The sequence below is a fragment of the Mycobacterium sp. E2327 genome, assembly GCF_001672675.1.
Classification (GTDB): domain Bacteria; phylum Actinomycetota; class Actinomycetes; order Mycobacteriales; family Mycobacteriaceae; genus Mycobacterium.
Genome location: NZ_LZKE01000158.1, coordinates 1 through 23,201, shown reverse-complemented (window position 1 = coordinate 23,201; position 23,201 = coordinate 1). Strand labels below are relative to the sequence as shown.

Below are 23,201 nucleotides of genomic sequence, written 5' to 3'. Positions count from 1 at the left end.
GACTCCTCAAGGACTACCAAGCCCGCACCCAACACACCCAACCCACCGCGGCTTGACATAGGAGCTATTGCTCGCCGTATGGGATCCGTAACCCGGGCCGAGTACGCTCCCTTCCGCCAGCACACGCGGTCGGCGCCCTCGCGGGCGGTCCACCTAGGAGGACATCCGGTGAGTGTCCCTAATCAGTTGCAGCAGGACCCATTCCAGAGCCGGACCTTTCTTCGCCGCGTGGTCGCCGCGTCGATGGCCGGCACCGTCGTCGAATGGTACGAATTCTTCCTCTACGGAACCGCGGCCACGCTGGTGTTCAGCAAAATGTTCTTTCCGCGCGGCGGCAATGAGCTCGACGCCATCCTCGCCTCCTTTGTGACCTACGCCGTCGGCTTCGCCGCCCGCCCGCTCGGCGGCCTCGTCTTCGGCCAGCTGGGCGATCGGTACGGCCGAAAGAAGCTGCTGCAGTTCAGCCTGCTGCTGGTGGGCGCCGTGACCGTGCTGATGGGCTGCCTGCCGACCTTCGCCCAGGTCGGTTATTGGGCGCCCACGCTGTTGGTGGTGCTGCGCTTCCTCCAGGGCTTCGCCGTCGGCGGCGAATGGGGCGGCGCCGTCCTGCTCGTCGCCGAGCACAGCCCGAAGGAGAGCCGCGGCTTCTGGGCGAGCTGGCCCCAGGCGGCCGTGCCCGGCGGCAACATGCTGGCCACCATCGTGCTGCTTTGTCTTACCTGGACGCTGTCCGACGCGGCGTTTCTGAGCTGGGGCTGGCGCGTCGCGTTCTGGTTGTCCGCGGTCGTGGTGCTGATCGGCTACTACATCCGCACGAAGGTGACCGACGCGCCCATCTTTCTCGAGGCGCAACGAGAGGTCGACCGCACCAAGGCCAGGCAGTTGGGCGCTATCGAGGTCTTAAGGCGTTACCCTCGCGGCGTTTTCACCGCCATGGGCCTGCGCTTCGGTGAGAACACCATGTACTACCTCGTCGTCACCTTCACCATCACCTACCTCAAAGTCCACGTGCACACCAACACCAAGGCGATCCTGTCGTGGTTGCTGATCGCGCACGCCGTGCACTTCCTGGTCATCCCGCTGGCCGGAAGCCTCAGCGACCGATTCGGCAGGCGCCCAATCTATTTCGTGGGCGCGGTCTGCGCGTGCACCTGGGGATTCTTCGCCTTCCCGATGATGGACACCCGCCGCAATGCGATTATCCTGGCGGCCGTCATCATCGGTCTGGTGTTCCACGGTGTCATGTACGCCGTCCAGCCGGCGACCATGGCGGAGATGTTCCCGACCCGGATGCGCTACTCCGGGGTGTCGCTCGGCTACCAGGTCACCTCGATCGTCGCCGGTTCGCTGGCACCGATCATCGCCGTGCGCCTGCTCGAGACCTACAAATCCTCGGTGCCCATTTCCTGGTACCTGGCGGCCACCGCGGCGGTGAGCGCCGTGTCCGCGCTGGCCGCCCGCGAGACCAAGGGCATCGACCTGGCGACCCTCGACCGCGCCGACTCCCAAGCCCTCCAGCAGCGGCCGGCCGAGCCCGCGCGAGACGTCGCAGCGCCCTGAACAGCGCGAAGCTAAATCGCAACAGGTAAGCGCCGGTTCTGGCCATCAGCTGTCAGGTTGAGCCAATTTGTTTGTCGATCACGCTCGGCGGCAATGTTCCAAAAGAGGCGAATGCGTCGGCCGGCCTTCGCGTTCGTCTAGGTCCCGTCGGTTCAGCCCGAGAGCCGACGGGGCCGTCCCTTTTTTGGCCACTCGGCCGAACCGTCCAGGAGTAGCGTGCGGCATATGGACGGCTCGACGGGCGTGTGGATACTAGGCGGCTACCAAAGCGATTTCGCTCGCAACCTCACCAGGGAGGGCCGCGACTTCGCCTCGTTGACCGCCGAGGTCGTCGACGGAACGCTCACCGCGGCGAAAGTCGATGCCGCCGATATCGACGTCGTGCACGTCGGCAACGCGTTCGGCGAGATGTTCGCCGGCCAGGGTCACCTTGGGGCGATGCCGGCCACGGTGTGCGACGAACTCTGGGACACCCCGGCCTCGCGGCACGAGGCCGCGTGCGCGTCGGGCAGCGTCGCCGCGTTGTCGGCGATGGCCGATCTGCGGTCGGGCGCCTACGACACCGCGCTGGTGGTGGGCATCGAGCTGGAGAAGACGGTGCCGGGTGACACCGCCGCCCAGCATCTCGGCGCCGCCGCGTGGACCGGACACGAGGGCGCCGGCGCCCGCTACCTGTGGCCGTCGATGTTCGCCGAGATCGCCGACGAGTACGACCGGCGGTACGGCCTGGACGACACGCACCTGCGGGCGATCGCGCAGCTGAACTTCGCCAACGCGCGACACAACCCCAACGCCCAAACGCGCGGCTGGACGGTGCCCGACCCGATCACCGACGACGACGCGACCAACCCGATCACCGAGGGCCGGCTACGCCGATTCGACTGCAGCCAGATGACCGACGGCGGCGCGGGACTGGTCTTGGTCAACGACGCATACCTGCGCGACCACCCGGACGCACGCCCGATCGGGCGCATCGACGGGTGGGGACACCGCACCGTCGGGCTGGGCCTGCGGCAAAAACTCGACCGCGCCGTCGACGACCCATATGTGGTGCCCCATGTGCGGGCGGCGGTCCTCGACGCCCTGCGCCGGGCGCGCGTGACGCTCGACGACCTCGACGGGTTCGAGGTGCACGACTGCTTCACCCCCAGCGAGTACCTCGCCATCGACCACATCGGGCTCACCGGCCCGGGCGAATCCTGGAAGACCATCGAAAACGGCCAGATCGAGATCGGCGGCCGGCTGCCCATCAACCCCAGCGGCGGACTGATCGGCGGCGGCCACCCCGTCGGCGCGTCCGGCGTTCGGATGCTGCTCGACGCGGCCAGACAGGTCAGCGGCGCGGCCGGCGACTATCAGGTCGAGGACGCGAAGACCTTCGGCACCCTGAACTTCGGCGGCAGCACCGCCACCACCGTCAGCTTTGTCGTGAGCGCAACCGAGGGATCATGACCATGGATGTCCAGATCGTCGGCAAGTACCTGTCCACCCTGCCCGAAGACGACGACCACCCCTACCGCACCGGGCCCTGGCGCCCGCAGACGACGGAGTGGGACGCCGACGACCTGACCGCCGTGGAGGGGGAGGTCCCCCGCGACCTGGACGGCATCTACCTGCGCAACACCGAGAATCCGCTGCACCCGGCGCTGAAGACCTACCACCCGTTCGACGGCGACGGCATGCTGCACGTGGTCGGCTTCCGGGACGGAAAAGCCTTCTACCGCAACCGTTTTGTCCGCACGGACGGCTTCCTCGCAGAGAACGAGGCCGGCGAGCCGCTGTGGCCGGGTTTGGCCGAGGCCGTGCAACTGACCAAGCGAGAGGACGGCTGGGGTGCCCGCACCCGGATGAAGGACGCATCGAGCACCGACGTGATCGTGCACCGGGGAATCGCGCTGACCAGTTTCTATCAGTGCGGCGACCTGTACCGGGTCGACCCGTACTCGGCCAACACCATCGGCAAGGAGACCTGGAACGGGCGCTTCCCCACTGACTGGGGCGTGTCGGCGCATCCCAAGGTCGACAGCAAGACCGGCGAACTGCTGTTCTTCAACTACAGCAAGCAGGAGCCGTACATGCGTTACGGCGTAGTCGACCAGAGCGACGAACTGGTCCACTACGTCGACATCCCGCTGCCGGGACCGCGGCTCCCGCACGACATGGCGTTCACCGAAAACTACGTGATACTCAACGATTTCCCGTTGTTCTGGGACCCGCGCCTGCTCGAGCACGACGTGCACCTGCCGCGCTTCTACCCCGACATCCCGTCGCGCTTCGCCGTGCTCCCCCGCCGGGGCTCGACGAGCGACATCCGATGGTTCGAGGCGGACCCGACCTTCGTGCTGCACTTCGTCAACGCCTACGAAGACGGCGACGAGATCGTGCTCGACGGCTTCTTCGAGGGCGATCCCCAACCGCTCGACACCGGGGGAACCAAGTGGGAGAAGCTCTTTCGGTTCCTGGCGCTGGATCGGCTGCAGGCCCGGCTGCACCGGTGGCGCTTCAACCTGGTCACCGGCGCGGTGACCGAAGAACAGCTGTCGGAATCGATCACCGAATTCGGGACGATCAACCCCGACTACGCCACGAGCGCCCACCGGTACACCTACGCCGCCACCGGCAAACCGGGCTGGTTCCTGTTCGACGGCCTGGTCAAACACGACGTGCTCACCGGGAAGCAGGAGGGCATCTCGTTCGGCGACGGTGTCTACGGAAGCGAGACGGCGATGGCACCGCGGGTCGGCGGGACCGGTGAGGACGACGGCTACCTGGTCACGCTGACCACCGACATGAATGCCGACGCCTCGTACTGCCTGGTCTTCGACGCCGCGCGAATCGGTGACGGCCCGGTGTGCAAACTCCAACTCCCGGAGCGTATTTCCAGCGGCACGCATTCGACATGGGCACCCGGCGATCAGCTGCGGCGCTGGCATACGGCGGAGTCGGCGGCGAGCGCGGTGGGGCTGTGACGATGTCCTACGGATCCCACCGCCGGCACACGCACTGGCCCCCGCAGTTGGCGCCGCTCGGCGGCCTCCGCTTCGCCCGGCGCTCGTCGAACTTCGAAGAGACCGTGCGGTTTTACCGTGAGCTGGTCGGGCTGCCGCTCTACGAGACGTTCGAGGCCAGCTACGGCAGCAACGGCGCAATCTTCGGCCTGCCCAGCTGGAACCTGACGCTGGAGATCGTCGAGTCGGCCGAGCCCGTCGCCGTGGATCCCCACGAGCAGCTGTGCCTCTACTTCCCCGACCGGGAGGCGCAGCAGGCCGCGATCGCGCGGCTGCAGGCGGCGGGCCTGAAGCCCGTGCAGCAGCACCCCTACTGGGAGGCGACGGGCGCGGTGACCTATCGCGACCCGGACGGGCGGGAAATCGTGTTCGCGCCGTTCGTGTTCGGCGTCAACGAGCCCGAGGGCAGCGGCACATCGGGCAAGCACGAGTTCCCGTCGGGCTGAACGTCACCGGCCGGACGCGAGCGCCGTGATCACCGCGATGAGCGAGCAGGCCACCGCGAAGGCCGCCGCGACCGCGCCGACGTAGAGGCCGTATTCCGCCGATACCGGCGGGTTGACGTTGAGCTTGTAGTACCACACCGTCAGCCCCACGATCAGCAGCGAAATGACCAGCGCCGCAACCGAAGCGGCCTTCACCGACAGGCCACGGCCCACCATCGCCCCCGCCACCAGCAGCGTCGAGGACAGCAACACGATGAGCTGTCCCGCACCGAAGCCCCTCGGCAGTATCAGGTTGCCGTGCGTCCCGCCGATGGCGTTGGCCCAGCCCCCGCCGCCCGCCGCCGTCGTCAGCCACGGCATCCAGGCGCTGGCCGAGATGAGCAACGCGAAAAGCGCGACCAGCCAACCGGGACGCAGGCGGCGAGTCATGGTTGGGAGAGTAGCCGACCCGCCCCTGCGCCGGTGTGATTAACGCCCGCTAGCTCTGCAGCGACGACAGGTTGAAGATGACGCCGGTCGGATCGGTCGCCGCGGCCAATCGCCCGTACGGGGTGTCCTCGGCCCCCCGCACCACGGCGCCGCCGTTGTCAGCGATCACCGCCAGCGTCTTGTCGACATCCTCGGCGCCGAGGAAAACGGTCCAATTCGATGGAACGCCCTCGGGCAGGCAGCTGGTGCCGTCCATCACGCCGAGCAATTGCTGGCCGTCGAAGGATGCTGTGGCGTAGCGGAATTCGTCCGTGTCGGATACCTGCTCGGTGCGCCAGCCGAACACCTCGCGGTAGAAGTCGAGGGCGGCGCGGAAGTCGCGCGTGGTCAGCTGGTGCCACACGGGGGAGCCGGCCTCCCCGATAACCTCGAAGCCGCGGTGCTCGAGCGGTTGCCACAGCCCGAAGAAGGCTCCCGACGGGTCGGTCGCCACACCCATGTGGCCCTTGGCCGGCACCTCGTGGGGTCCCATGCACAGCGTGCCGCCCGCCGCGGTTATCGCGGAGACGGTCGCGTTGATGTCGCCGGTGTGGAAGTAGGTGGCCCACTGGTCCGGCGACCCGAATTCGGGATTGTTGGCCATCAGGCCGGCGACGGGGTGTCCGTCCTTGGCGGCGTTGACGTATCCGCCGTACTCGGGCCCGGCGGACTCGAATGTCCAGCCGAACACCGTGCCGTAGAAGTCCTGGGCGCGGTCCAGGTCCGACGTGGTCAGGTCAATCCAGCAGGGAGCGCCCAGCGGCGCGCCGTCACGGATGGGCACGATGATCTCCTCCTGAGGTGTCTTGGCCCCGTGATCGGGGTTCACACCTATCGACTACCGCCGAGAAGAAAACTCATCGCGCGGTCAGCGGCGGACGCCCCCGTCGCCGTTGGTGTGCGGATCGGCGGCGGTGAACACCCTGACGAAGTTCCGCAGCGATTGGTTGATGTCGCTGCGCAGCGCGGCGGCCACGATCATGCCGATCGGCCCGAACAGCGCCGGACCGCCGAGGTGCACGTCGAAGCCGACGGTGGAGCCCTCGTCCGCCGGCCGCACCTTGGCCATCAGCTTCACCTTGACGCCGCCGACGCCGTCGCCGTTCAGCGTCATGCCCTCCGGCGGCTTGTAGCGCACGACCGTCCACTTGATGCGGTTGTACATGCCCTTGACCTCGACGATCGACTCGACGACCGTCCCCTTTTCGATGTCGTCGGGCAACGTGCTGCGCCACACCCGGTGGATGGTCAGCCATTCCTTGTACCGGGACAGGTCGGAAGCGTGCTTCCAGGCCACCTCGGGTGGCAGTGGCACGTCGATCGATCCGGAGAGTTTCGCCATGTGCTCTAGTTCTTGTCGCCGGTGGCAGCGGAATCGGCGGCCTTCTTCGCCTCTTCCTGCACCTTGTGGATGGTGTCGGAATACTTGCCCTGCGTCTTGTCGTCGACGAATTCGCCGGCCTTGTCGATCGCCATCTCGACCTTGTCGGCGTTCTGCGCCAACAGATCCTTCGCCTTGTCCAGGAATCCCATTTTCGTGTCCCTTCCCCGAGGATTCGCCCGGAATTTTACTTGGCGGCCGTCACCGCTCCCGCCACAGCCGCGGCCGCACCCCCAGGATCCGGGCCCGGATCCACCACGCCGCCTCGATCGCCGCGGCGCCCAGCACGCCGATGCCGAGCGCGGTCGAGGTCACCACCGCGTTCGACGGGTCGAGCAGGAACTTCTCCTGCGCCAGCGGGAGGCTGAAGATCACCACGTACGCCACGCCGGAGAACGCGACCAGCGCCACCCGCCACCACTGGTAGGGCCGCGCCGCCACCGCGAGCACCCACAGCGCGGTCACCAGCAACGTGATCAGCGCGGCCGTCGACGCCTGCTCCTGCTGGCGGAACGTGGCATGACGGCCGTGGTAGGCCACCAGGTAGGAGGCGAACGTCGCCGCGCCGACGATCAGTCCCGACGGCAGCGCCGACGAAACCACCCGGCGCACGAACCCCGGGTACGCGCGTTCGTTGTTGGGTGCCAGCGACAGGATGAACGACGGGATTCCGATGGTGAACCACGCCGCGATGGTGACGTGGATCGGCTGAAACGGATACAGCAACGGGTCGACCTTGAGCGGCTTGGCGAGCAGGCACTCGATGCCCACGAACAGCGCCAGCAGCACCGAGTACACCGTCTTGGTCAAGAACAGGTTAGCGACCCGCTCGATGTTGCCGATCACCCGCCGGCCCTCGGCGACGACATACGGCAGCGTGGCAAACCTGTTGTCCAGCAGGACGATCTGCGCGACCGCCCGCGACGCCGGGCTGCCGGCGCCCATCGCGACGCCAATGTCGGCGTCCTTGAGCGCCAGCACGTCGTTGACGCCGTCGCCGGTCATCGCCACGCTGTGGCCGTGCGATTGCAGCGCCCGCACGATGGCCCGCTTCTGATCGGGCCGCACCCGCCCGAACGTGGTATAGCTATCCAGCGCGTCGGCCAACTCGGCCGCGTCCGTGGGTAGTTGACGCGCATCCATCGTGTCGCCGTGCAGCCCGAGCTTACCGGCGACGGCCCCGACCGACACCGCGTTGTCGCCCGAGATCACCTTGACCGAAACATTTTGGGCCGCAAAGTACTCCAGGGTGTCGCGGGCGTCGGGGCGCACCTTTTGTTCGAGCACCACCAGCGCGACCGGCGTGACGCGTCCCGGCGCGTCGGGGTGATCTACGGCCACCTCGGCTCGACCCAATAGCAGCACCCGCAGCCCTTGGGCCCCGATGCCCTCCGCCCGTTCGGCGGCTTCCGACGCCGGATCCAGCAGCACGTCGGGCGCGCCGATCACCCAGTCGCCGCGGTCGCCGAAGGATACCCCGCTCCATTTGGTGGCCGATCTGAAAGGCGCTGTCGCAGTGGGGATCCACCCCGGGGACCGGTCGTAGGTTTCGGCGATCGCCCGCATGCTTGCGTTGGGGCGCGGGTCGGCCGCGGCCAGCGCGGCCAGCGCGTCGGCGACTGGTTCGGACGGCGCGACCTGCACGACCTCGGAAACCCGCATGCCGCTTTCGGTCAGGGTGCCGGTCTTGTCGGCGCACACCACGTCGACGCGCGCCAGTCCCTCGATCGCGGGCAGTTCCTGCACCAGGCATTGGCGTTGGCCGAGCCGAACGACCCCGACCGCGAACGCGACCGACGTCAGCAGGACCAGGCCTTCGGGCACCATGGGCACCAGCGCGCCCACGGTCCGCAAAACCGATTGCCGCCAGCCGGCGTGCGTGGTGAAGAACTGGGTGTAGATGGTCAGCAGACCGGCCGGCACCAGCAAATAGGTGACGAACTGCAGGATCCGGTTGATCCCGTTGCGCAGTTCGGATTTCACCAGGCTGAACTTGCTGGCCTCCTCGGCGAGCTTGGCGGCGTAGGCCTCCGGGCCGACCTTGGTGGCGCGGTACGCGCCGATGCCGGTGACGACGAAGCTGCCGGACATCACCGCGTCCCCCGGGGCCTTGTTGATCGGGTCGGCCTCTCCGGTCAACAGCGATTCGTCGACCTCGAGGTTCTCCTCCTCCACGACCTCGCCGTCGACGACGACCTGGTCGCCGGGGCCGAGCTCGATGATGTCGTCGAGCACGACCTCACCCGGCATCAGCGTGGTGGTCCCGGATTGCCTGCGCACCAAGGGTTTCGCCTGCCCGACGATCGCAAGCTTGTCCAAAGTCTGCTTGGCCCGGATCTCCTGCACCATGCCGATGACGCTGTTGGCGATGATGAGCAGGCCGAACAGCCCGTTGATCACCGAGCCCGTCGCCAGCACGATCGCCAGCAGGACGCCGAGGATCGCATTGATCCGGGTGAAGACGTTGGCCCGAACGATGGCCGCGACGCTGCGGGTGGCGCGTTCCGGGACCGCGTTGCTCTTGCCCTCGGCGACCCGCTGGGCCACCTCAGCATCGGTGAGGCCCGCGATCATCGGGTGAAGGTTCCCAACTTGTCGGAGTCGAAGTACTCGAGGTTCAGGGCGTTGCCGGAAAACACAGCTTTGGAAATCGTTCCGGGCGGCGCGTTTTCGTCCGTCACCGGGAAGGTGAAGGTGTCGCCGTCCCAGTGCGCCAGCGTGAACGTCCGATTCTTCGGCCCCAGCGACAGCTGCAGCGCGCCGTCGCGCTCGGCAACGACGGCCGGGCCCCAGTAGTCGCTGGCGTAGACGCCGGCGTAGTCGCGCAGCGGTCGCGCCAGGGCCGGGTTGGGCGGGGGCTGCTTTCCGACCAACGATCCTTCCGGGTTGTTCATCCAGCCGATCACCTGCTTGTACAGCTCGGCCCAGTTTTCCCGAACCTCGCCGTACTGAACCAGATCCATGAACTCGGCGGTCAGCGTCTCCGGCACGCCGATGGGCGCGGCGTTCGTCAGCGCGATGATCCCCACATCCTCCGACGGCAGCACCACGAAATTCGTCGCCGCCCCCAACGAGAACGCGCCGGAATGGCTGTACTCGGTGCGGCCCGACGACGTCACCGACACGTTGAAACCGTAGCCGTAGAAGCCGGAGCGGGCCTTCGGCGTCGTCGCGGAAGACGAGATCACCTGCGCGGTGGTGGCGGGCAGCAGGGCTTCCGGCGAGGTGATGCGCTGGCCCTGGTAGGTCCCGTTGCCCAACAACATGATCAGCCAGTGCGCCATGTCGTTGACCGACGAGCTCACCCCGCCCGCGGGCGACTGCTGATCCGGATCGCGCTGAAAGCGCGGCTCCCACTTGTTACCGACCTTGACGTGGTTGACGGCGTGGTCGGGCCTGGCGATGAAGTCGGCGAACCGCGAGCTCGTCGCCGTCATCCCCAGCGGGCGGTACAGCGCGTCGGCGGACAGGTCTTCCCACGGCTTGCCCGCCGCGGCCGCGACGGCCTCGGCGGCCGCGGTCACCCCGAAGTTGGTGTAGGCGTAGCTGTTCCGGAAGGGCGCCAGCGGCAGGTACTTCAGGCGCTCGAGCACCTGCCGGCGGTCGTAGCCGAGGGCCTCCAGCTTGTCACCGGCGTGGTCGGGCAGCCCGGAATGGTGCGAGTACAGGTCGGCGATGGTCACGTGGCCGGTGACATACGGGTCGCTCAGCGCGAACCACGGTAGCTTGGACAACGCGGGCGTGTCCCAGGCGACGACGCTGTCGGTGACCTGGTGCGCCACCACCGTCGCACCGACCGATTTCGATACCGATGCCAATTGGAAGACGGTACCGGCGTCGACCTTGTTGTCCTGCGCATCGCCCTTGCTGGTATCCCTTACCCCAAAACCCTTGGCGTATATGGTCTTACCGCCATGAACGATGGCGACGGCCATGCCTGGGATGCCGGTGCTCTTCATCAGGTCGCCGACCAGGCCGTCGACCTTCGCCACGGCCTCGTCGATCCGACCGGCGGGGATCGTCAGGCCCGACACCTCGTTGGGCGGCGCGTCGGACACCGCGGGCGGCGGGCTGGACACCGGACGCGCAGGCCCACACCCCGTCAACGCGAGCAAAGCCAGCGACGCGGCCGTCGCCGCGCGTTTCGTCATGGCCGCACACTTTAGCGTGGCGACGATGCCCGCCGCGTGCGGCGGGAGGAGGAGCCGCGCAATACAACACAGCCTGGCAACGTTGGCCGCCGGAACGACATTCGATTTAACATTCCGGACCCGCCGCGGACACGATGCGGCGCAACATTTATCTGCAAGACAGCGCACGAAAGGTCTTGGACACGGACGATTCGGACATCGACAATCCCTATTGGGAGGCCGTCAGGGATTGCGTCGAGGCCGACAGCTTTCGGGGTAACCCCGTGGTCGGTGAGTTCCGTTTGGACCGAAGCGTGGAAGAAAGCATGGCGCGCGCGCCGAACCGGCAGCTGCTAGTCAGGAAATACTGCTGGACCATCCCCGACCCCGACACCGTGGCGTTCGTCGCGAAACACGCCCACGGCGGCCTCGTCGATCCGATCGCGGGTACGGGCTACTGGGCCTACCTGCTCGCGCAGGTGGGCGTCGGCGTCGTCTGCTATGACCTCAACCCGGGCGCGGATCTGGCCACCAACGGTTGGCACGACGAAGTCCTGCACGTCGGAGTCGGCGCGAAGGACTGCGCCGAAGCGGCGGCGGCACACCCCGACCGGACGCTGTTCCTCTCCTGGCCGCCCCACGGCCAGGACGTCGGCGCGCGAATCCTGCTGGCCTACAGGGGAAATCGCGTCATCTACGTCGGCGACGGCCAGGGCGGCGCCACCGGCGACGATCACATGCACCGGATACTCGAAACCGACTGGACCGAAGTCGATTCCCGTCAGCCGGTGCAATGGTGGGGCCAACACGATCGCGTGACGGTGTACGAGCGCCGCCAGCCCGAGCTCTAGCGGGTCAGAGCCGCCACCACGGGTTGAACCTCCGCGGTGCGGCGGGATCGATGCGCTGGCCGGGCAACGGCACCGCCACCTCGACCCGGGCGGGGTCCGCCGCCGCCAGCAGGCGCTCGACGGGCTCGGCCCACGGGTGGGGTGCCAGCCGGAAGGTCCCCCAGTGGATCGGCACGAGCAGGCCCGAACCCGAGTCGGTGACGTCGAGATGCGCGCGAACCGCCTCCTCGGGGTTCATGTGGATGTCCGGCCACGCGGTGTTGTAGGCGCCGATCGGCAGCAGGGTCAGGTCGAACGGGCCGTGGTCGGCCCCGATCTGCGTGAAGCTCTTGGTGTAGCCCGTGTCGCCGCCGAAATAGGCGCGGTGGCGGGGACCAAGAAAGGCCCAGGACGCCCACAGCGTGGTGTTGCGGTCGAAGAAGCGGCCCGAAAAGTGCCGCGCCGGCATGCAAATCACCGTGAGCTCGTCGAGCTTGGTGCCTTGATGCCAGTCGAGTTCGATGATGCGGTGCTCGGGAATCCCCCACGCACGCAGGTGGGCGCCGACCCCGAGCGGCACGAAGAACGGGGCCCGCTGGGTGTGTGCCAGCGTCATGACGGTGTCGATGTCGAGGTGGTCGTAGTGGTCGTGGCTGATCACCACGGCGTCGACGGCGGGCAGCCCCTCCAGTTGCACCGGCGGCGGGTGCAGCCGCTGCGGTCCGACGGTGTCCGACGGCGAGCATCGATTGCTCCACACGGGATCGGTCAGCACGCGGTAGCCGTCGATTTCCAGCAACGCCGTCGAGTGACCGAACCAGCTGACGGCCAGCCGGGCGGCGTCCCCGTCGAAGATCTCCGGGGCGGCCAGCGGGATCGGTGCGCGCGGGCGGCTGCCGCCGCGGTTACCCAGGAACTCCCACACGATGAGGCGCAGTTCCTCGCGGTCCATCTTGTAGATGGACGCCGGGTCGAGGTTGACGAATTCGCCGTCGGAATAGTGCGGCGACCCCTCGGCCACCGCGCGGATGGAGGCGGGTGACGCGCCGAGGGCGGCCGGCGCGCCGTGCAGCGCACGCACCAACCAACTGCCGACCGCCAGCGACGCCGTGCCGGCGGCCAGTCGCAGCGCCCCCCGCGGCATGACTGTCAGGCTCCCTGGAACTTCGGTGGCCGCTTCTCGATCCGCGCGACCTGCGCCTCGATCACGTCCTGGCTTGCCCAGGCTCGGTCGAAGAGCTCCTTGTGCTCCGGCCACTGCTCTTCGTAGGCGCCGTCGTCGTTGAGCACCCGCTTGGCGTGCTGTATCGCCAGCGGCGCCAGACCGGCGACCTCCTCGGCCCAGGCCTGGGCGTCGGCCAGCGTCCCGATGCGGTTGACCATGCCGGTTTGCAGCGCCGCCTCGGCGGTGAGCTTCTCCGCGGTGAGCAGCATCGCCCGGGCCCGTCCGTGCCCGACCAGCGAAGACAGCCGGCGAATGCTCCAGTTGTCAAGGGCCAGGCCGTATTTCGAGGTCGGAAACTGGAAGAACGCGTCCGGTGTGGCGACTCGCAGATCGCACCGCATGGCCAGCTGCAGGCCGGCGCCGATGGCGGGGCCGTTGATCGCCCCGATCACCGGTACGGGAACCGCGTCCATGACCTTGTGCAGCTCGATCAGCCGGTCGGGGTAGTCGGCGGCGAATACGTCCCCGGACAGGTCCGCGCCGGCGCAGAACACGGTGCCCTGGCCGGTCAGCACGATCACGCGCGTCGACCCGTCGTCGCCCGCCTTCTGGATGGACTCCCGCAATTCGTCGACGAGCTGGGAATTCAGGGCATTGCGGCGCTCGGGACGCTGCAGCTCGATGGTCATAACGGCTTCGGTCTGGGTGACGCCGATCATTCACCCAGCCTATATAGCCTCGTCTGGTGACTCGTATCACGACCGAACAACTGCAAGATGCCGTGCTCGACGAGGGCTCCTACGTGAGCTGGGACAGCGATCCGATGGCCATGCCGGTGTCCGAGTCCTATGCACGCGAGCTTGCGGACGCCCGCGCCGCCACCGGCCGGGACGAGGCGGTGCTGACCGGCGAGGGCCGCATATTCGGGCGCCGCGTCGCTCTCGTGGTGTGCGAGTTCGACTTCCTCGGCGGCTCGATCGGCGTCGCCGCGGCCGAACGGATCACCGCCGCGGTGGAACGCGCCACCGCCGAGCGGCTGCCGCTGCTGGCCTCCCCCAGCTCCGGCGGCACCCGCATGCAGGAGGGCACGGTCGCGTTCCTGCAAATGGTGAAGATCGCCGCGGCCGTCACGCTGCACAAACGGCAACACCTGCCCTACCTGGTCTACCTGCGCCACCCGACGACCGGCGGGGTGTTCGCCTCCTGGGGCTCGCTGGGCCACATCACGGTCGCCGAGCCCGGCGCCCTGATCGGCTTCCTCGGGCCCCGCGTCTACCAGCTGCTCTATGGCGAGCCGTTCCCGGCCGGCGTGCAAACCGCGGAGAACCTGCAGCGGCACGGGGTGATCGACGGCGTGGTCGCGCTCGACGAGCTGCGCCCGATGCTGGATCGCGCGCTGCGGGTGATCGCCGATCCACCCGACGCGCCACCCGGGGCGGCGCCACCGGAACCGACGCCCGACGTGCCCGCGTGGGACTCCGTCGTGGCCTCGCGACGGCCGGACCGGCCGGGCGTCGGCCACCTGCTGCGCCACGGCGCCACCGACTGCGTGCTGCTGTCCGGCACCGGCCGCGGCGAAGCGGCGACCACCCTGCTGGCGCTGGCCCGCTTCAACGGCCAGCCCGCGGTGGTGCTGGGCCAGCAGCGAATCAGCGGCGGGCTCGTCGGACCCGCGTCGCTGCGCGAGGCCCGGCGCGGCATGGCGCTGGCCGCCGAGCTGCGACTGCCGCTGGTGCTGCTCATCGACGCGGCCGGACCGGCGTTGTCGGCCGAGGCCGAGGAGGGCGGCCTGGCCGGCCAGATCGCCCAGTGCCTGGCCGAGCTCGTCACGCTGGAGACGCCGACGGTGTCGGTGCTCCTGGGCCAGGGCAGCGGCGGACCGGCGCTGGCGATGGTGCCCGCCGACCGGGTGCTGGCCGCGCTGCACGGCTGGCTGGCGCCACTGCCGCCGGAGGGCGCCAGCGCGATCGTGTACCGCGACACCGTCCACGCCCCGGAACTTGCTGGGGCGCAAGGCATTCGGTCAGTTGATCTTTTGGAGTCCGGAATTGTCGACGCCATCGTCCCCGAGCATCCCGATGCCGCGGACGAGCCGACCGAATTTTCCCAACGGCTGTCACGCGCCATCGCCGCCGAAGTATGCGCGCTGCGCGAAATACCGTCCGCCGAGCGGCTGTCCGCGCGGCTGCGCCGCTACCGCAACATCGGCCTACCCGCCAGCAGCCTCGGAGAGATAACGCTGGATCGTCGGCCCGAGCCAGTCGACGATCTCGTCACGCGACATCGCGACGACCGGCGGCAGGCGTAACACGAAGCGGCACAACGCCATACCCAAGATCTGGGTGGCGATCAGGCCCGCCCGCACCCCGGATTCCCCGGCCGGCACCAAGGTGGCGACCAGCGGCTGCAGCTGGGTCCCGAAGATCTCCTGCATGCGTTGCGCCGCTTCGCCATTGGTGGCGCTGGACCGCAGCAGGATGACCAGCGCCTCGTCACCCTCCCAGCGTTCGAGGAAGTGACGGACCACCGACCGCCCGACCTGCGAGCGCTCGCCTTCCGCGAACTCCGGGAACCTCAGGTCAAACTCCGCCGCGGCGGCGAACAGCTTGTCCTTGCTGCCGTAGTACCGCATCACCATCGCGGGATCCACCCCGGCGTCCGCCGCGATCGCCCGAATGGTGGCCGCCTGGAAACCGGACGCGCCGAACCGCTCGCGGGCGGCCGCCAGGATCGCGGCTTTGGTCTGCTCCGAGGACCTCCTCATGTCAACAATTGTAGGCCAACAACTGTTGACATCGTACGTCCGACGCGCCAGCATGGAGTTATGCCAACAAGCGTTGACTAACGAAATGAGAGGAGCCGACCATGAACGACACCGACGTCCTGGTGGTAGGCGCCGGACCGACCGGCCTGGCATTGGGCGCTTCCCTGACCGCCAAGGGGGTCCGCGCCGTCGTCGTGGACGCGTTGGCCGAGGGCCAGAACACCACCCGCGCGGCCGTCGTGAACGCCCGCACGCTCGAGGTGCTCGAAGAGCTCGACGTGGCGCGGAGGATGGTCAAGGCGGGCCTGATCGCGCCGCGATTCACCATGCGCGCGGGCCGACGGATCCTGATCCCGGTCGACTTCAGCACGCTGCCGACGAAATATCCCTACAGCCTGATGCTCTCCCAGGCCGACACCGAACGACTGCTGCTGGAGCGGCTGCACGAACTGGGCGGCCGGGTGATCCGGCCCAAGACCCTGAGCCGCCTCACCCCCGAGGCCAACGGCGTCACCGCCGTCTTCGACGACGGCGACACCATCCGGGCCGGCTACGTCGTCGGGGCCGACGGGATGCACAGCACGGTGCGCGAACAGGCCGGAATCGGGTTCGCCGGAAGCGAATTCGCCGAGTCCTTCGCGCTGGCCGACGTCCGGCTGGCCGGCCCGGCGCCCCGCGACGAGGTGATCCTGTTCTACGCCAAGGAAGGCCTGACCGTGGTGGCGCCGCTGCCCGGCGGCATCTTCCGCATCGTCGCGCCGGTCGCCGACGCTCCGAAGACGCCGTCGGTCGAATTCGTGCAGGCGCTGCTGGATTCCCGCACGTTCGGACCCGGCGAGTTGGCAGTCACCGAGCTGATGTGGGGGACGCGGTTCCACATCCACCACCGGGTCGCCGACACCTACCGGGCCGGCCGGCTGTTGCTGGCCGGTGACGCCGCCCACGTGCACAGCCCCGCCGGCGGCCAGGGCATGAACCTTGGCATCACCGACGCGATCGCACTGGCCGGCGCGTTCTCCGAGGTGCTGGGCGGCGGCCCCGATGCGGCCCTGGACGCGTACGCGGCCACCCAGCGGCGATGGGCCGAGCAGGTGCTGACGCTGACCGGACGGCTGACCCGGATGTCGACCCTGCCGCGCCCGTTGCGCCCGATCCGCAACTCGGGGATACGGCTGGCCGCGCAGGTCCCCGCCGTGCGCCGGCAGCTCGCGGTCCAGCTCAGCGGCCTGAGTCGCCGGTGATCGCGGGTGGTCGCGGCTGAGCCGCGCCTCCCACCGCCACCGCGGACAATCAGGCAAGATGGGCGGCATGGACACTGGTCCCACCTCGCCCCGGGTCTTGGTCGTCGACGACGACTCCGACGTACTCGCATCGCTGGAACGCGGCCTGCGCCTGTCCGGGTTCGAGGTGTCGACGGCCGTCGACGGCGCCGAGGCGCTGCGCAGCGCCACCGAGACCCGCCCGGACGCGATCGTCCTGGACATCAACATGCCCGTGCTGGACGGCGTCAGCGTCGTCACGGCGCTGCGGGCCATGGACAACGACGTGCCGGTCTGCGTGCTGTCCGCGCGCAGCTCGGTCGACGACCGGGTGGCGGGGCTGGAGGCCGGTGCCGACGATTACCTCGTCAAGCCGTTCGTGCTGGCTGAGCTGGTCGCGCGGGTCAAGGCGCTGCTGCGCCGCCGCGGGTCCACCGCGACCTCTTCCTCCGAAACCATCACGGTCGGTCCGCTGGAGGTCGACATCCCCGGTCGCCGGGCTCGGGTCAACGGCGTCGACGTCGACCTGACCAAGCGCGAGTTCGACCTGCTCGCGGTGCTGGCCGAGCACAAGACCGCGGTGCTGTCCCGGGCGCAACTGCTGGAGCTGGTCTGGGGCTACGACTTCGCAGCCGACACCAACGTCGTCGACGTGTTCATCGGGTATCTGCGTCGCAAGCTGGAGGCCAACGGCGGTCCCCGGCTGCTGCACACGGTCCGCGGAGTCGGGTTCGTGCTGCGAATGCAGTAGCCATGCAGTAACCAGATCGCACAGTCATGAACCTCTTGTCCCGGATCTTTGCCCGTACGCCCTCGCTGCGAACCCGGGTGGTGCTCGCAACGGCCATCGGCGCGGCGATTCCGGTGCTCATCGTCGGCGCCGTCGTCTGGGTTGGGATCACCAACGACCGCAAGGAACGGCTGGACCGCCGGCTCGACGAGGCCGCCGGTTTCGCGATCCCCTTCCTGCCGCGCGGTCTCGACGAAATCCCGCGCTCACCGAACGACCGTGACGCGATCATGACGATCCGGCGCGGGAACCAGGTCAAGTCGAATTCGGACGTCACGCTGCCCAAACTCGACGTCGACTACGGCGACGCCTACGTCAACGGGGTGCGCTACCGGGTCCGGACGGTGGAGATACCCGGGCCGGGACCGAGTTCGCTCGCCGTCGGCGCCACCTACGACGCCACCCTCGCCGAGACCAACAACCTGCACCGCCGGGTGATGCTGATCTGCGGGTTCGCCATCGGCGCTTCCGCGGTTTTCGCGTGGCTGCTGGCCGCGTTCGCGGTGCGCCCGTTCAAGCAGCTCGCCCAGCAGACCCGATCGATCGACGCGGGCGACGAGGCGCCGCGGGTCGAAGTGCACGGCGCCAGCGAGGCCGTCGAGATCGCCGAGGCGATGAGGGGAATGCTGCAGCGGATCTGGGACGAGCAGAACCGGACCAAGGAGGCGCTCGAATCGGCCCGCGACTTCGCGGCGGTGTCCTCCCACGAGCTGCGCACCCCGCTGACGGCGATGCGCACCAACCTCGAGGTGCTCACCACCCTGGACTTGTCCGATGACCAACGCAAAGAAGTGGTCAACGACGTCATCCGCACGCAGGCGCGCATCGAGGCCACCCTGAGCGCGCTGGAGCGGTTGGCCCAGGGCGAGCTGTCTACGTCGGACGACCAGGTCCCGGTCGACATCACCGAGCTGCTCGACCGCGCGGCGCACGACGCCATGCGGGTCTATCCCGACCTCGATGTCTCCCTGGTGCCCTCGCCGACCTGCATCATCGTGGGTCTGCCCGCCGGCTTGCGCCTCGCCGTCGACAACGCGATCGCCAACGCCGTCAAACACGGCGGCGCCACCCGCGTCCAGCTGTCGGCGGTCAGCTCGCGCGCCGGGGTGGAGATCGCCGTCGACGACAACGGCAGCGGTGTCCCGGAGTCGGAGCGCCAGGTGGTGTTCGAGCGGTTCTCGCGCGGGTCGACGGCCTCGCATTCGGGGTCGGGCCTGGGCCTGGCGTTGGTGGCCCAGCAGGCGCACCTGCACGGTGGGACGGCGTCGCTGGAGGACAGCCCGCTGGGTGGGGCGCGCTTACTGCTGCGCATCCCCGCGCCGACCTAGGTCCTGGCGTTTACTTCCTGGAGCTCTTGCACCACGGCGTGAAACAGGCCCGCGCGGCGGCCGCCTCGTCCTTGAACCAGACCTGCGCGACGGTCGGGTCGTAGGCCGGATCGTCGGGGGTGTAGTAGAGCCGGGTATCCGAACGGCCCTTCACCAGCCATCCCGCCGGCCCGCCGCCATCCGGGGTGGCGCGAGCGGAGCCCGGGCCGTAGGGCTCGTACGGCAACACCGGGGTCCACTTGGTCGCCGGCTGCTTGGCGACCGGCGCCGGCTTCGCCGGGCGCGCCTTGGCGCCATGCGGCTTCTTGCCCGGCGGCACCTTCCGCGGCGGCGGTTTTTTGCCGGCGGGAGTCTTCTTCGTCGGCGATCCCTTAGCGCCCGGCCGGACCTTCTTCGCGGGGGCCTTCTTCGCCGCCGTTCGCTTGTCCCTCGGCGGCTTTTCGGCGGTCGGCTCCCGCTTGGAAAAGAATCTTCGAAGGAACGAAAGCCCGGTCTTTCGTGGCTCTTCCGCCCGCGGCGGCTCGGGAGCGACGGGAATCTCCGCGGTCTCAGGCTCCGGCTCGACGGGGAGCATGGTCGTCGGCGGTTCTTGGTCGACGGGAATCTGGGTCGTCTCGGGCTCCGGCCCGACCGGGATCATGGCGGTCGGCTCTTGATCGGCGGGAATCTCCGTCGCCGTGGACTCCGGGTCGACGGGAGGCTCCGCCAGCTCGGCCAGTCGATCGATCGGGAGAATTTCCGTCGGCGGGTCTTCTGCGGTCCGCGCCCGCTTCGGCCGGAACCTCCGAAAGGATCGGCCGGGTTTGGGCGATTCTTCGGCGGCCGGAGTCGTCCTCGGCGGATCGTCCGCGGGCCGATTCTCCGTCGCGTCGGTCGGTTGCTCGGCGGGAATCATGGCCGCCGGCGGCTCTTGGGCGGCCGGAACCTGTGTCGTCGCAAGCTCTTCCGACTCTTCCACGGTGGGAGGCTTCGAGGTCAACAAATCAAGCTGGGCGCGGTCCGTCGTCGTCGGCCGCTCCTCGGCAACCGGGATCGTCGCTTGCTCGACGGGTATTACGGTCGTGGGCCGGTCCGGCTCGGCGTCCGCGGTAGCCCCGCCGGCATTCGGCGACCCCACTGGCACTTGACGTTTGACGGGGCGCACCCGCAGCGCGAGCGTCAACACCAACCCCGTCACGAAGGACAGGGCGAACAGCCACCAGTGCACGTGGTCCATCACTCGTCGTCCCTCTCGTGCCGGCTCGCAACGGCGGGGACTTCCTCAACGACGACGCGCTTGTTCAAGATGTTGGCGATCACGCGGGCAACGGCCGAGCCCGCCACGAATGCGAGCAGGTACCACAACCACTGGATCACGAAATCCATGCCGGATCTCCTTAGCTCACAACGATTTCGACGCGACGGTTCTTGGCACGACCATCGACCGTGTCGTTGGAGGCGACGGGATTGACCGAACCCAGACCCTTGACGATCAGCACCGCGCCCGCGACGCCGTTGGCAATTAGGAAGTCGGCCACGCGCTGGGCCCGCTGGCTGCTCAATGCGATGTTGATCGCCTCGACGCCGGAGTTGTCGCTGAAGCCGTTGATCGTCGCGTGCGCGGTGGGGCAGGCCCTGAGCCTGCCCGACACCTGAATCAGGATCTGGTTGTCGGCCGGGGTCAGGCTGAACCCGTCGTTCGCGAACGTGATCGGCCCGCCCGTCACCGCAGTGATCGCCGATTGCAGGTCGTTGCATTGTGCCGCGGCGGGCGGCGCCGGCGGCGGAACCGGTCCGTTGGCCACAAGCTTGTCAACGACCTTCAAAGTGGACCAGGTGCGCGCGGCGTCCTGGCTGACGGCGTTCTTCTGGTCTTGCGACGCCGCGGTGCCCGCCAGCGTGATCGTGTTCCCGCCGGCCACGAGGCTGAAATCGGGAATCGAGGCGCTGTCTTTGAATATCGGTGCGGCCTTCGCGAAATCGAGCGCGTCGATATTGGGGTTGATGTGGATCTGGTCGATGACGTTGACGCCCGGCAGCGAGCCCTTGACGGCGTTCAGCAGGGCCGCTTTGGCGGAGTCGTCGGGGAAGTCGCCGACGAGCGTCAAGTCGTTGCCGTTGCGGGTGATCGACAGGGGTGCCAGGGATAACTTCGGAGCGGTGGACGTGCTCGACGTCCCCTGCGTCGGCACCGGGCCGCCCGCCCGGTGGGCGGGCCGCGGTTGATCGAACGCGCCGTAGCCGATCGCCGCTATCAGCAACGGAATTACCGCCACCGCGATCAGCCAGGGCAGGCCGGCCGAGGGCCGGTGAATCTCCGGCACCGGCACCGATTCGGTGCTTGCGGCCGGATGCCGCAAACCCGTGCCTACCCCCACTTTTGCGTCTCCCCTCGGTTAGCTCCCCCGACGTTTGCATCTTCCAGGCGATATGCAGCCTACCGAGTCGACGCGGCAACGCCCGCCAAGTCGGGCACACTGGACCCATGGCCAACGGCAACAAACCGACCGACAGCGAGACGCTGGCACGCATCCAGGGACTGGTCGCCGAGGAGAAGACCCTGCGGGCACAGCTGCAGCACGGCGAGATCAGCACGGACGAGGAGCACGATCGCCTGCGCCGGCTGGAGGTCGAACTCGACCAGTGCTGGGACCTGCTGCGGCAGCGCCGGGCGCTGCGCGAAACCGGCGGTGACCCGCGCGAGGCGCAGGTACGTCCGCCCGACGAGGTCGAGGGCTACCTGGGCTGAGCGTGTCCCCTTCGGAGGTCGACGTCGTCATCGTCGGCGGGGGTCACAATGGCTTGGTCGCGGCCGGCTACCTGGCCCAGGCCGGCCTTCGGGTGCGGCTGCTGGAACGGCTGGCGCAGGTCGGCGGGGCCGCGGTGTCCGTGCAGGCCTTCGAGGGTGTCGACGTTCGGCTCTCCCGGTACTCGTATTTGGTCAGCCTGTTGCCGTCCCGCATCCTCGAGGACCTCGGGGTCCGCGTGCGGTTGGCCGGCCGGCGATTCTCGTCGTACACCCCCGACCCCGCGACCGGCGGCCGCACCGGGTTGCTGATCGGGCGGCCCGGCCAGTTCGCCGCCATCGGCGCCACCGAGGACGAGCCCCGGTTCGCCGCGTTCTACCGACGCTGCCGGCTAGTCACGCAGCGGCTCTGGCCGACGCTGCTCGAGCCGCTGTGCACCCGCGAGCAGGCCCGCCGGCACGTCACCGACGCCGGCGATCCCGGCGCGGCGGAGGCGTGGCGCGCCATGATCGACGAGCCGGTCGGCCACGCCATCGCCGAGGCGGTCGGCAACGACCTCGTGCGCGGCGTGATCGCGACCGACGCACTCATCGGTACCTTCGCCCGCCTCGACGACCCGTCGCTGCGGCAGAACGTCTGCTTCCTCTACCACGTGCTCGGCGGCGGCACCGGCGACTGGGACGTCCCCGTCGGCGGGATGGGCGCGCTGACCACGGCACTGGCGGCTGCGGCCGCCGGCCACGGCGCCGAAATAGTCACCGGCGCCGAGGTTTTCGGCGTCGACCCAGACGGCCAGGTGCGCTACCGCCGCGGCGACGACGAGCACGCGGTCCGGGGAAGGTTCGTGCTGGCCGGAGTGACACCGACGGTCCTCGCCGGCCTGCTCGGCGAACGACCCGCCGCGCCGGCGCAGGGCGCGCAGGTCAAGGTGAACATGGTGCTGCGCCGGCTACCCCGGTTGCGCGACGCCGCCGTCACACCCGAGGAGGCGTTCGCCGGGACGTTTCACGTCAACGAGACGTGGACCCAACTGGACGGCGCGTACCAGCGCGCAGCCGGCGGGCAGATCCCGAATCCGCTGCCGTGCGAGGCCTATTGCCATTCGCTGACCGACCCCAGCATTCTGTCGGCCGCCCTCCGCGACTCGGGCGCCCACACCATGACGGTGTTCGGCCTGCACACCCCGCACTCGCTGTTCGACGGCAGCTACTCCGGCGCGCTGCGCGACCGGCTGACCGAGGCGGTGCTGGAGTCGCTGAATTCCGTTCTGGCCGAACACCGTCATGGTGTGGGCGCCCGAGTCGCGGAGGGCGGCCGACAGAATGCTGGGGTCGGTGTGCGAATGG

Annotated in this window: 22 protein-coding genes and 1 pseudogene; 11 read left to right on the top strand and 12 right to left on the bottom strand. The window is 68.7% G+C overall.

Going from position 1 to position 23,201, the window contains the following annotated elements:
* Positions 1 to 243: 243 nt before the first annotated feature.
* The 4 genes from A5712_RS18760 (at position 244) to A5712_RS18745 (ending at position 5,014) form a co-directional block, all read left to right on the top strand.
* Positions 244 to 1,560 carry an MFS transporter gene (locus tag A5712_RS18760; RefSeq protein WP_156766634.1) on the top strand — a complete coding sequence of 439 codons (1,317 nt, stop codon included), beginning with the start codon at positions 244 to 246 and terminating at the stop codon, positions 1,558 to 1,560.
* 225 nt (positions 1,561 to 1,785) lie between these two features.
* Complete coding sequence (locus tag A5712_RS18755) at positions 1,786 to 3,012, top strand: acetyl-CoA acetyltransferase (RefSeq protein WP_068107984.1); 1,227 nt, start codon at positions 1,786 to 1,788, stop codon at positions 3,010 to 3,012.
* Between the two features lie 2 nt (positions 3,013 to 3,014).
* The gene (locus A5712_RS18750) at positions 3,015 to 4,529 is read left to right on the top strand and encodes a carotenoid oxygenase family protein (protein ID WP_068107981.1); all 1,515 of its coding nucleotides are present in this window, start codon (positions 3,015 to 3,017) and stop codon (positions 4,527 to 4,529) included.
* 2 nt (positions 4,530 to 4,531) lie between these two features.
* Positions 4,532 to 5,014 (top strand): VOC family protein, encoded by a 483-nt coding sequence (locus A5712_RS18745; RefSeq protein ID WP_068107979.1) that lies wholly within the window; start codon positions 4,532 to 4,534, stop codon positions 5,012 to 5,014.
* Positions 5,015 to 5,017: 3 nt separating this feature from the next.
* Here A5712_RS18745 and A5712_RS18740 read toward each other — a convergent pair whose 3' ends face one another.
* The 6 genes from A5712_RS18740 to A5712_RS18715 all read right to left on the bottom strand — a co-directional run bounded on the left by A5712_RS18740 (position 5,018) and on the right by A5712_RS18715 (position 11,014).
* Positions 5,018 to 5,443, bottom strand: a complete 426-nt coding sequence (locus A5712_RS18740; protein WP_068107977.1) for a hypothetical protein — start codon at positions 5,441 to 5,443, stop codon at positions 5,018 to 5,020.
* Positions 5,444 to 5,492: 49 nt separating this feature from the next.
* Positions 5,493 to 6,266: a VOC family protein gene (locus tag A5712_RS18735; RefSeq protein WP_068107988.1), complete on the bottom strand. Its 774-nt coding sequence runs from the start codon at positions 6,264 to 6,266 to the stop codon at positions 5,493 to 5,495.
* Positions 6,267 to 6,350: 84 nt separating this feature from the next.
* Positions 6,351 to 6,824, bottom strand: a complete 474-nt coding sequence (locus tag A5712_RS18730) for an SRPBCC family protein (protein WP_068107974.1) — start codon at positions 6,822 to 6,824, stop codon at positions 6,351 to 6,353.
* Positions 6,825 to 6,829: 5 nt separating this feature from the next.
* The gene (locus A5712_RS18725; protein WP_068107973.1) at positions 6,830 to 7,015 is read right to left on the bottom strand and encodes an antitoxin; all 186 of its coding nucleotides are present in this window, start codon (positions 7,013 to 7,015) and stop codon (positions 6,830 to 6,832) included.
* 49 nt (positions 7,016 to 7,064) lie between these two features.
* Positions 7,065 to 9,437 (bottom strand): HAD-IC family P-type ATPase, encoded by a 2,373-nt coding sequence (locus A5712_RS18720; protein WP_068107971.1) that lies wholly within the window; start codon positions 9,435 to 9,437, stop codon positions 7,065 to 7,067.
* Positions 9,434 to 11,014, bottom strand: a complete 1,581-nt coding sequence (locus A5712_RS18715; RefSeq protein WP_068107969.1) for a serine hydrolase — start codon at positions 11,012 to 11,014, stop codon at positions 9,434 to 9,436. The genes A5712_RS18720 and A5712_RS18715 overlap by 4 nt, the downstream gene beginning before the upstream one ends.
* Positions 11,015 to 11,190: 176 nt before the next feature.
* Between A5712_RS18715 and A5712_RS18710 the strand changes: the two genes are divergently transcribed.
* Positions 11,191 to 11,844 (top strand): hypothetical protein, encoded by a 654-nt coding sequence (locus A5712_RS18710; protein WP_156766631.1) that lies wholly within the window; start codon positions 11,191 to 11,193, stop codon positions 11,842 to 11,844.
* A 4-nt stretch (positions 11,845 to 11,848) separates the two neighbouring features.
* Here the strand turns inward: A5712_RS18710 and A5712_RS18705 are convergent, their stop codons facing one another.
* Both A5712_RS18705 and A5712_RS18700 read right to left on the bottom strand, forming a co-directional pair.
* Complete coding sequence (locus tag A5712_RS18705; RefSeq protein ID WP_068107965.1) at positions 11,849 to 12,967, bottom strand: MBL fold metallo-hydrolase; 1,119 nt, start codon at positions 12,965 to 12,967, stop codon at positions 11,849 to 11,851.
* A 5-nt stretch (positions 12,968 to 12,972) separates the two neighbouring features.
* Entirely contained in the window at positions 12,973 to 13,707 is a 735-nt protein-coding gene (locus A5712_RS18700) for an enoyl-CoA hydratase (protein ID WP_068107963.1), read from the bottom strand.
* Between the two features lie 26 nt (positions 13,708 to 13,733).
* Between A5712_RS18700 and A5712_RS18695 the strand changes: the two are divergent.
* Positions 13,734 to 15,203, top strand: a pseudogene (locus A5712_RS18695) (carboxyl transferase domain-containing protein); the annotation flags it as partial.
* Here the strand turns inward: A5712_RS18695 and A5712_RS18690 are convergent.
* Positions 15,198 to 15,752 carry a TetR/AcrR family transcriptional regulator gene (locus A5712_RS18690; RefSeq protein WP_068107961.1) on the bottom strand — a complete coding sequence of 185 codons (555 nt, stop codon included), beginning with the start codon at positions 15,750 to 15,752 and terminating at the stop codon, positions 15,198 to 15,200. The pseudogene A5712_RS18695 and the gene A5712_RS18690 sit on opposite strands and share 6 nt — an antisense overlap.
* Positions 15,753 to 15,853: 101 nt before the next feature.
* On the opposite strand from A5712_RS18690, the gene A5712_RS18685 reads away from it, so the two are divergent.
* From A5712_RS18685 to A5712_RS18675, 3 genes are read left to right on the top strand one after another with little or no spacing between them, the layout of a single operon-like run.
* Positions 15,854 to 16,993 carry an FAD-dependent monooxygenase gene (locus A5712_RS18685; RefSeq protein ID WP_068107958.1) on the top strand — a complete coding sequence of 380 codons (1,140 nt, stop codon included), beginning with the start codon at positions 15,854 to 15,856 and terminating at the stop codon, positions 16,991 to 16,993.
* A 58-nt stretch (positions 16,994 to 17,051) separates the two neighbouring features.
* On the top strand, positions 17,052 to 17,762 hold the full coding sequence (gene prrA, locus A5712_RS18680) for a two-component system response regulator PrrA (protein WP_142276448.1): 711 nt from the start codon (positions 17,052 to 17,054) through the stop codon (positions 17,760 to 17,762).
* 26 nt (positions 17,763 to 17,788) lie between these two features.
* Positions 17,789 to 19,129: a HAMP domain-containing sensor histidine kinase gene (locus tag A5712_RS18675; RefSeq protein ID WP_068107956.1), complete on the top strand. Its 1,341-nt coding sequence runs from the start codon at positions 17,789 to 17,791 to the stop codon at positions 19,127 to 19,129.
* Positions 19,130 to 19,139: 10 nt separating this feature from the next.
* Here the strand turns inward: A5712_RS18675 and A5712_RS32715 are convergent, their stop codons facing one another.
* The 3 genes from A5712_RS32715 to A5712_RS18665 are packed head-to-tail and all read right to left on the bottom strand — an operon-like array spanning position 19,140 to position 21,486.
* Positions 19,140 to 20,345 (bottom strand): hypothetical protein, encoded by a 1,206-nt coding sequence (locus A5712_RS32715; protein WP_369830408.1) that lies wholly within the window; start codon positions 20,343 to 20,345, stop codon positions 19,140 to 19,142.
* Positions 20,345 to 20,494 (bottom strand): hypothetical protein, encoded by a 150-nt coding sequence (locus A5712_RS31420; RefSeq protein WP_197519437.1) that lies wholly within the window; start codon positions 20,492 to 20,494, stop codon positions 20,345 to 20,347. The genes A5712_RS32715 and A5712_RS31420 overlap by 1 nt, the downstream gene beginning before the upstream one ends.
* 11 nt (positions 20,495 to 20,505) lie before the next feature.
* Positions 20,506 to 21,486, bottom strand: coding sequence for an OmpA family protein (locus A5712_RS18665; RefSeq protein WP_068107954.1), 981 nt, complete (start codon positions 21,484 to 21,486; stop codon positions 20,506 to 20,508).
* 107 nt (positions 21,487 to 21,593) lie between these two features.
* On the opposite strand from A5712_RS18665, the gene A5712_RS18660 reads away from it, so the two are divergent.
* Together A5712_RS18660 and A5712_RS18655 are read left to right on the top strand one after the other, a co-directional pair.
* On the top strand, positions 21,594 to 21,857 hold the full coding sequence (locus tag A5712_RS18660; RefSeq protein ID WP_068107953.1) for a DUF2630 family protein: 264 nt from the start codon (positions 21,594 to 21,596) through the stop codon (positions 21,855 to 21,857).
* A partial coding sequence (locus A5712_RS18655) for an NAD(P)/FAD-dependent oxidoreductase (RefSeq protein WP_156766632.1) occupies positions 21,854 to 23,201 on the top strand: 1,348 nt, incomplete at its 3' end. The genes A5712_RS18660 and A5712_RS18655, both read left to right, overlap by 4 nt.

What these genes read in the sequence shown, in the direction of transcription:
- A5712_RS18660 (WP_068107953.1), top strand. Translation starts at nt 21,594, where the DNA reads ATGGCCAACGGCAACAAACCGACCGACAGCGAGACGCTGGCACGCATC.
- A5712_RS18750 (WP_068107981.1), top strand. Translation starts at nt 3,015, where the DNA reads ATGGATGTCCAGATCGTCGGCAAGTACCTGTCCACCCTGCCCGAAGAC.
- A5712_RS31420 (WP_197519437.1), bottom strand. Translation starts at nt 20,494, where the DNA reads ATGGATTTCGTGATCCAGTGGTTGTGGTACCTGCTCGCATTCGTGGCG.
- A5712_RS18760 (WP_156766634.1), top strand. Translation starts at nt 244, where the DNA reads ATGGCCGGCACCGTCGTCGAATGGTACGAATTCTTCCTCTACGGAACC.
- A5712_RS18725 (WP_068107973.1), bottom strand. Translation starts at nt 7,015, where the DNA reads ATGGGATTCCTGGACAAGGCGAAGGATCTGTTGGCGCAGAACGCCGAC.
- A5712_RS18690 (WP_068107961.1), bottom strand. Translation starts at nt 15,752, where the DNA reads ATGAGGAGGTCCTCGGAGCAGACCAAAGCCGCGATCCTGGCGGCCGCC.
- A5712_RS18700 (WP_068107963.1), bottom strand. Translation starts at nt 13,707, where the DNA reads ATGATCGGCGTCACCCAGACCGAAGCCGTTATGACCATCGAGCTGCAG.
- A5712_RS18740 (WP_068107977.1), bottom strand. Translation starts at nt 5,443, where the DNA reads ATGACTCGCCGCCTGCGTCCCGGTTGGCTGGTCGCGCTTTTCGCGTTG.
- A5712_RS32715 (WP_369830408.1), bottom strand. Translation starts at nt 20,345, where the DNA reads ATGGACCACGTGCACTGGTGGCTGTTCGCCCTGTCCTTCGTGACGGGG.
- A5712_RS18705 (WP_068107965.1), bottom strand. Translation starts at nt 12,967, where the DNA reads ATGCCGCGGGGGGCGCTGCGACTGGCCGCCGGCACGGCGTCGCTGGCG.
- A5712_RS18745 (WP_068107979.1), top strand. Translation starts at nt 4,532, where the DNA reads ATGTCCTACGGATCCCACCGCCGGCACACGCACTGGCCCCCGCAGTTG.
- A5712_RS18715 (WP_068107969.1), bottom strand. Translation starts at nt 11,014, where the DNA reads ATGACGAAACGCGCGGCGACGGCCGCGTCGCTGGCTTTGCTCGCGTTG.
- A5712_RS18720 (WP_068107971.1), bottom strand. Translation starts at nt 9,437, where the DNA reads ATGATCGCGGGCCTCACCGATGCTGAGGTGGCCCAGCGGGTCGCCGAG.
- A5712_RS18755 (WP_068107984.1), top strand. Translation starts at nt 1,786, where the DNA reads ATGGACGGCTCGACGGGCGTGTGGATACTAGGCGGCTACCAAAGCGAT.
- A5712_RS18685 (WP_068107958.1), top strand. Translation starts at nt 15,854, where the DNA reads ATGAACGACACCGACGTCCTGGTGGTAGGCGCCGGACCGACCGGCCTG.
- A5712_RS18675 (WP_068107956.1), top strand. Translation starts at nt 17,789, where the DNA reads ATGAACCTCTTGTCCCGGATCTTTGCCCGTACGCCCTCGCTGCGAACC.
- A5712_RS18730 (WP_068107974.1), bottom strand. Translation starts at nt 6,824, where the DNA reads ATGGCGAAACTCTCCGGATCGATCGACGTGCCACTGCCACCCGAGGTG.
- prrA (WP_142276448.1), top strand. Translation starts at nt 17,052, where the DNA reads ATGGGCGGCATGGACACTGGTCCCACCTCGCCCCGGGTCTTGGTCGTC.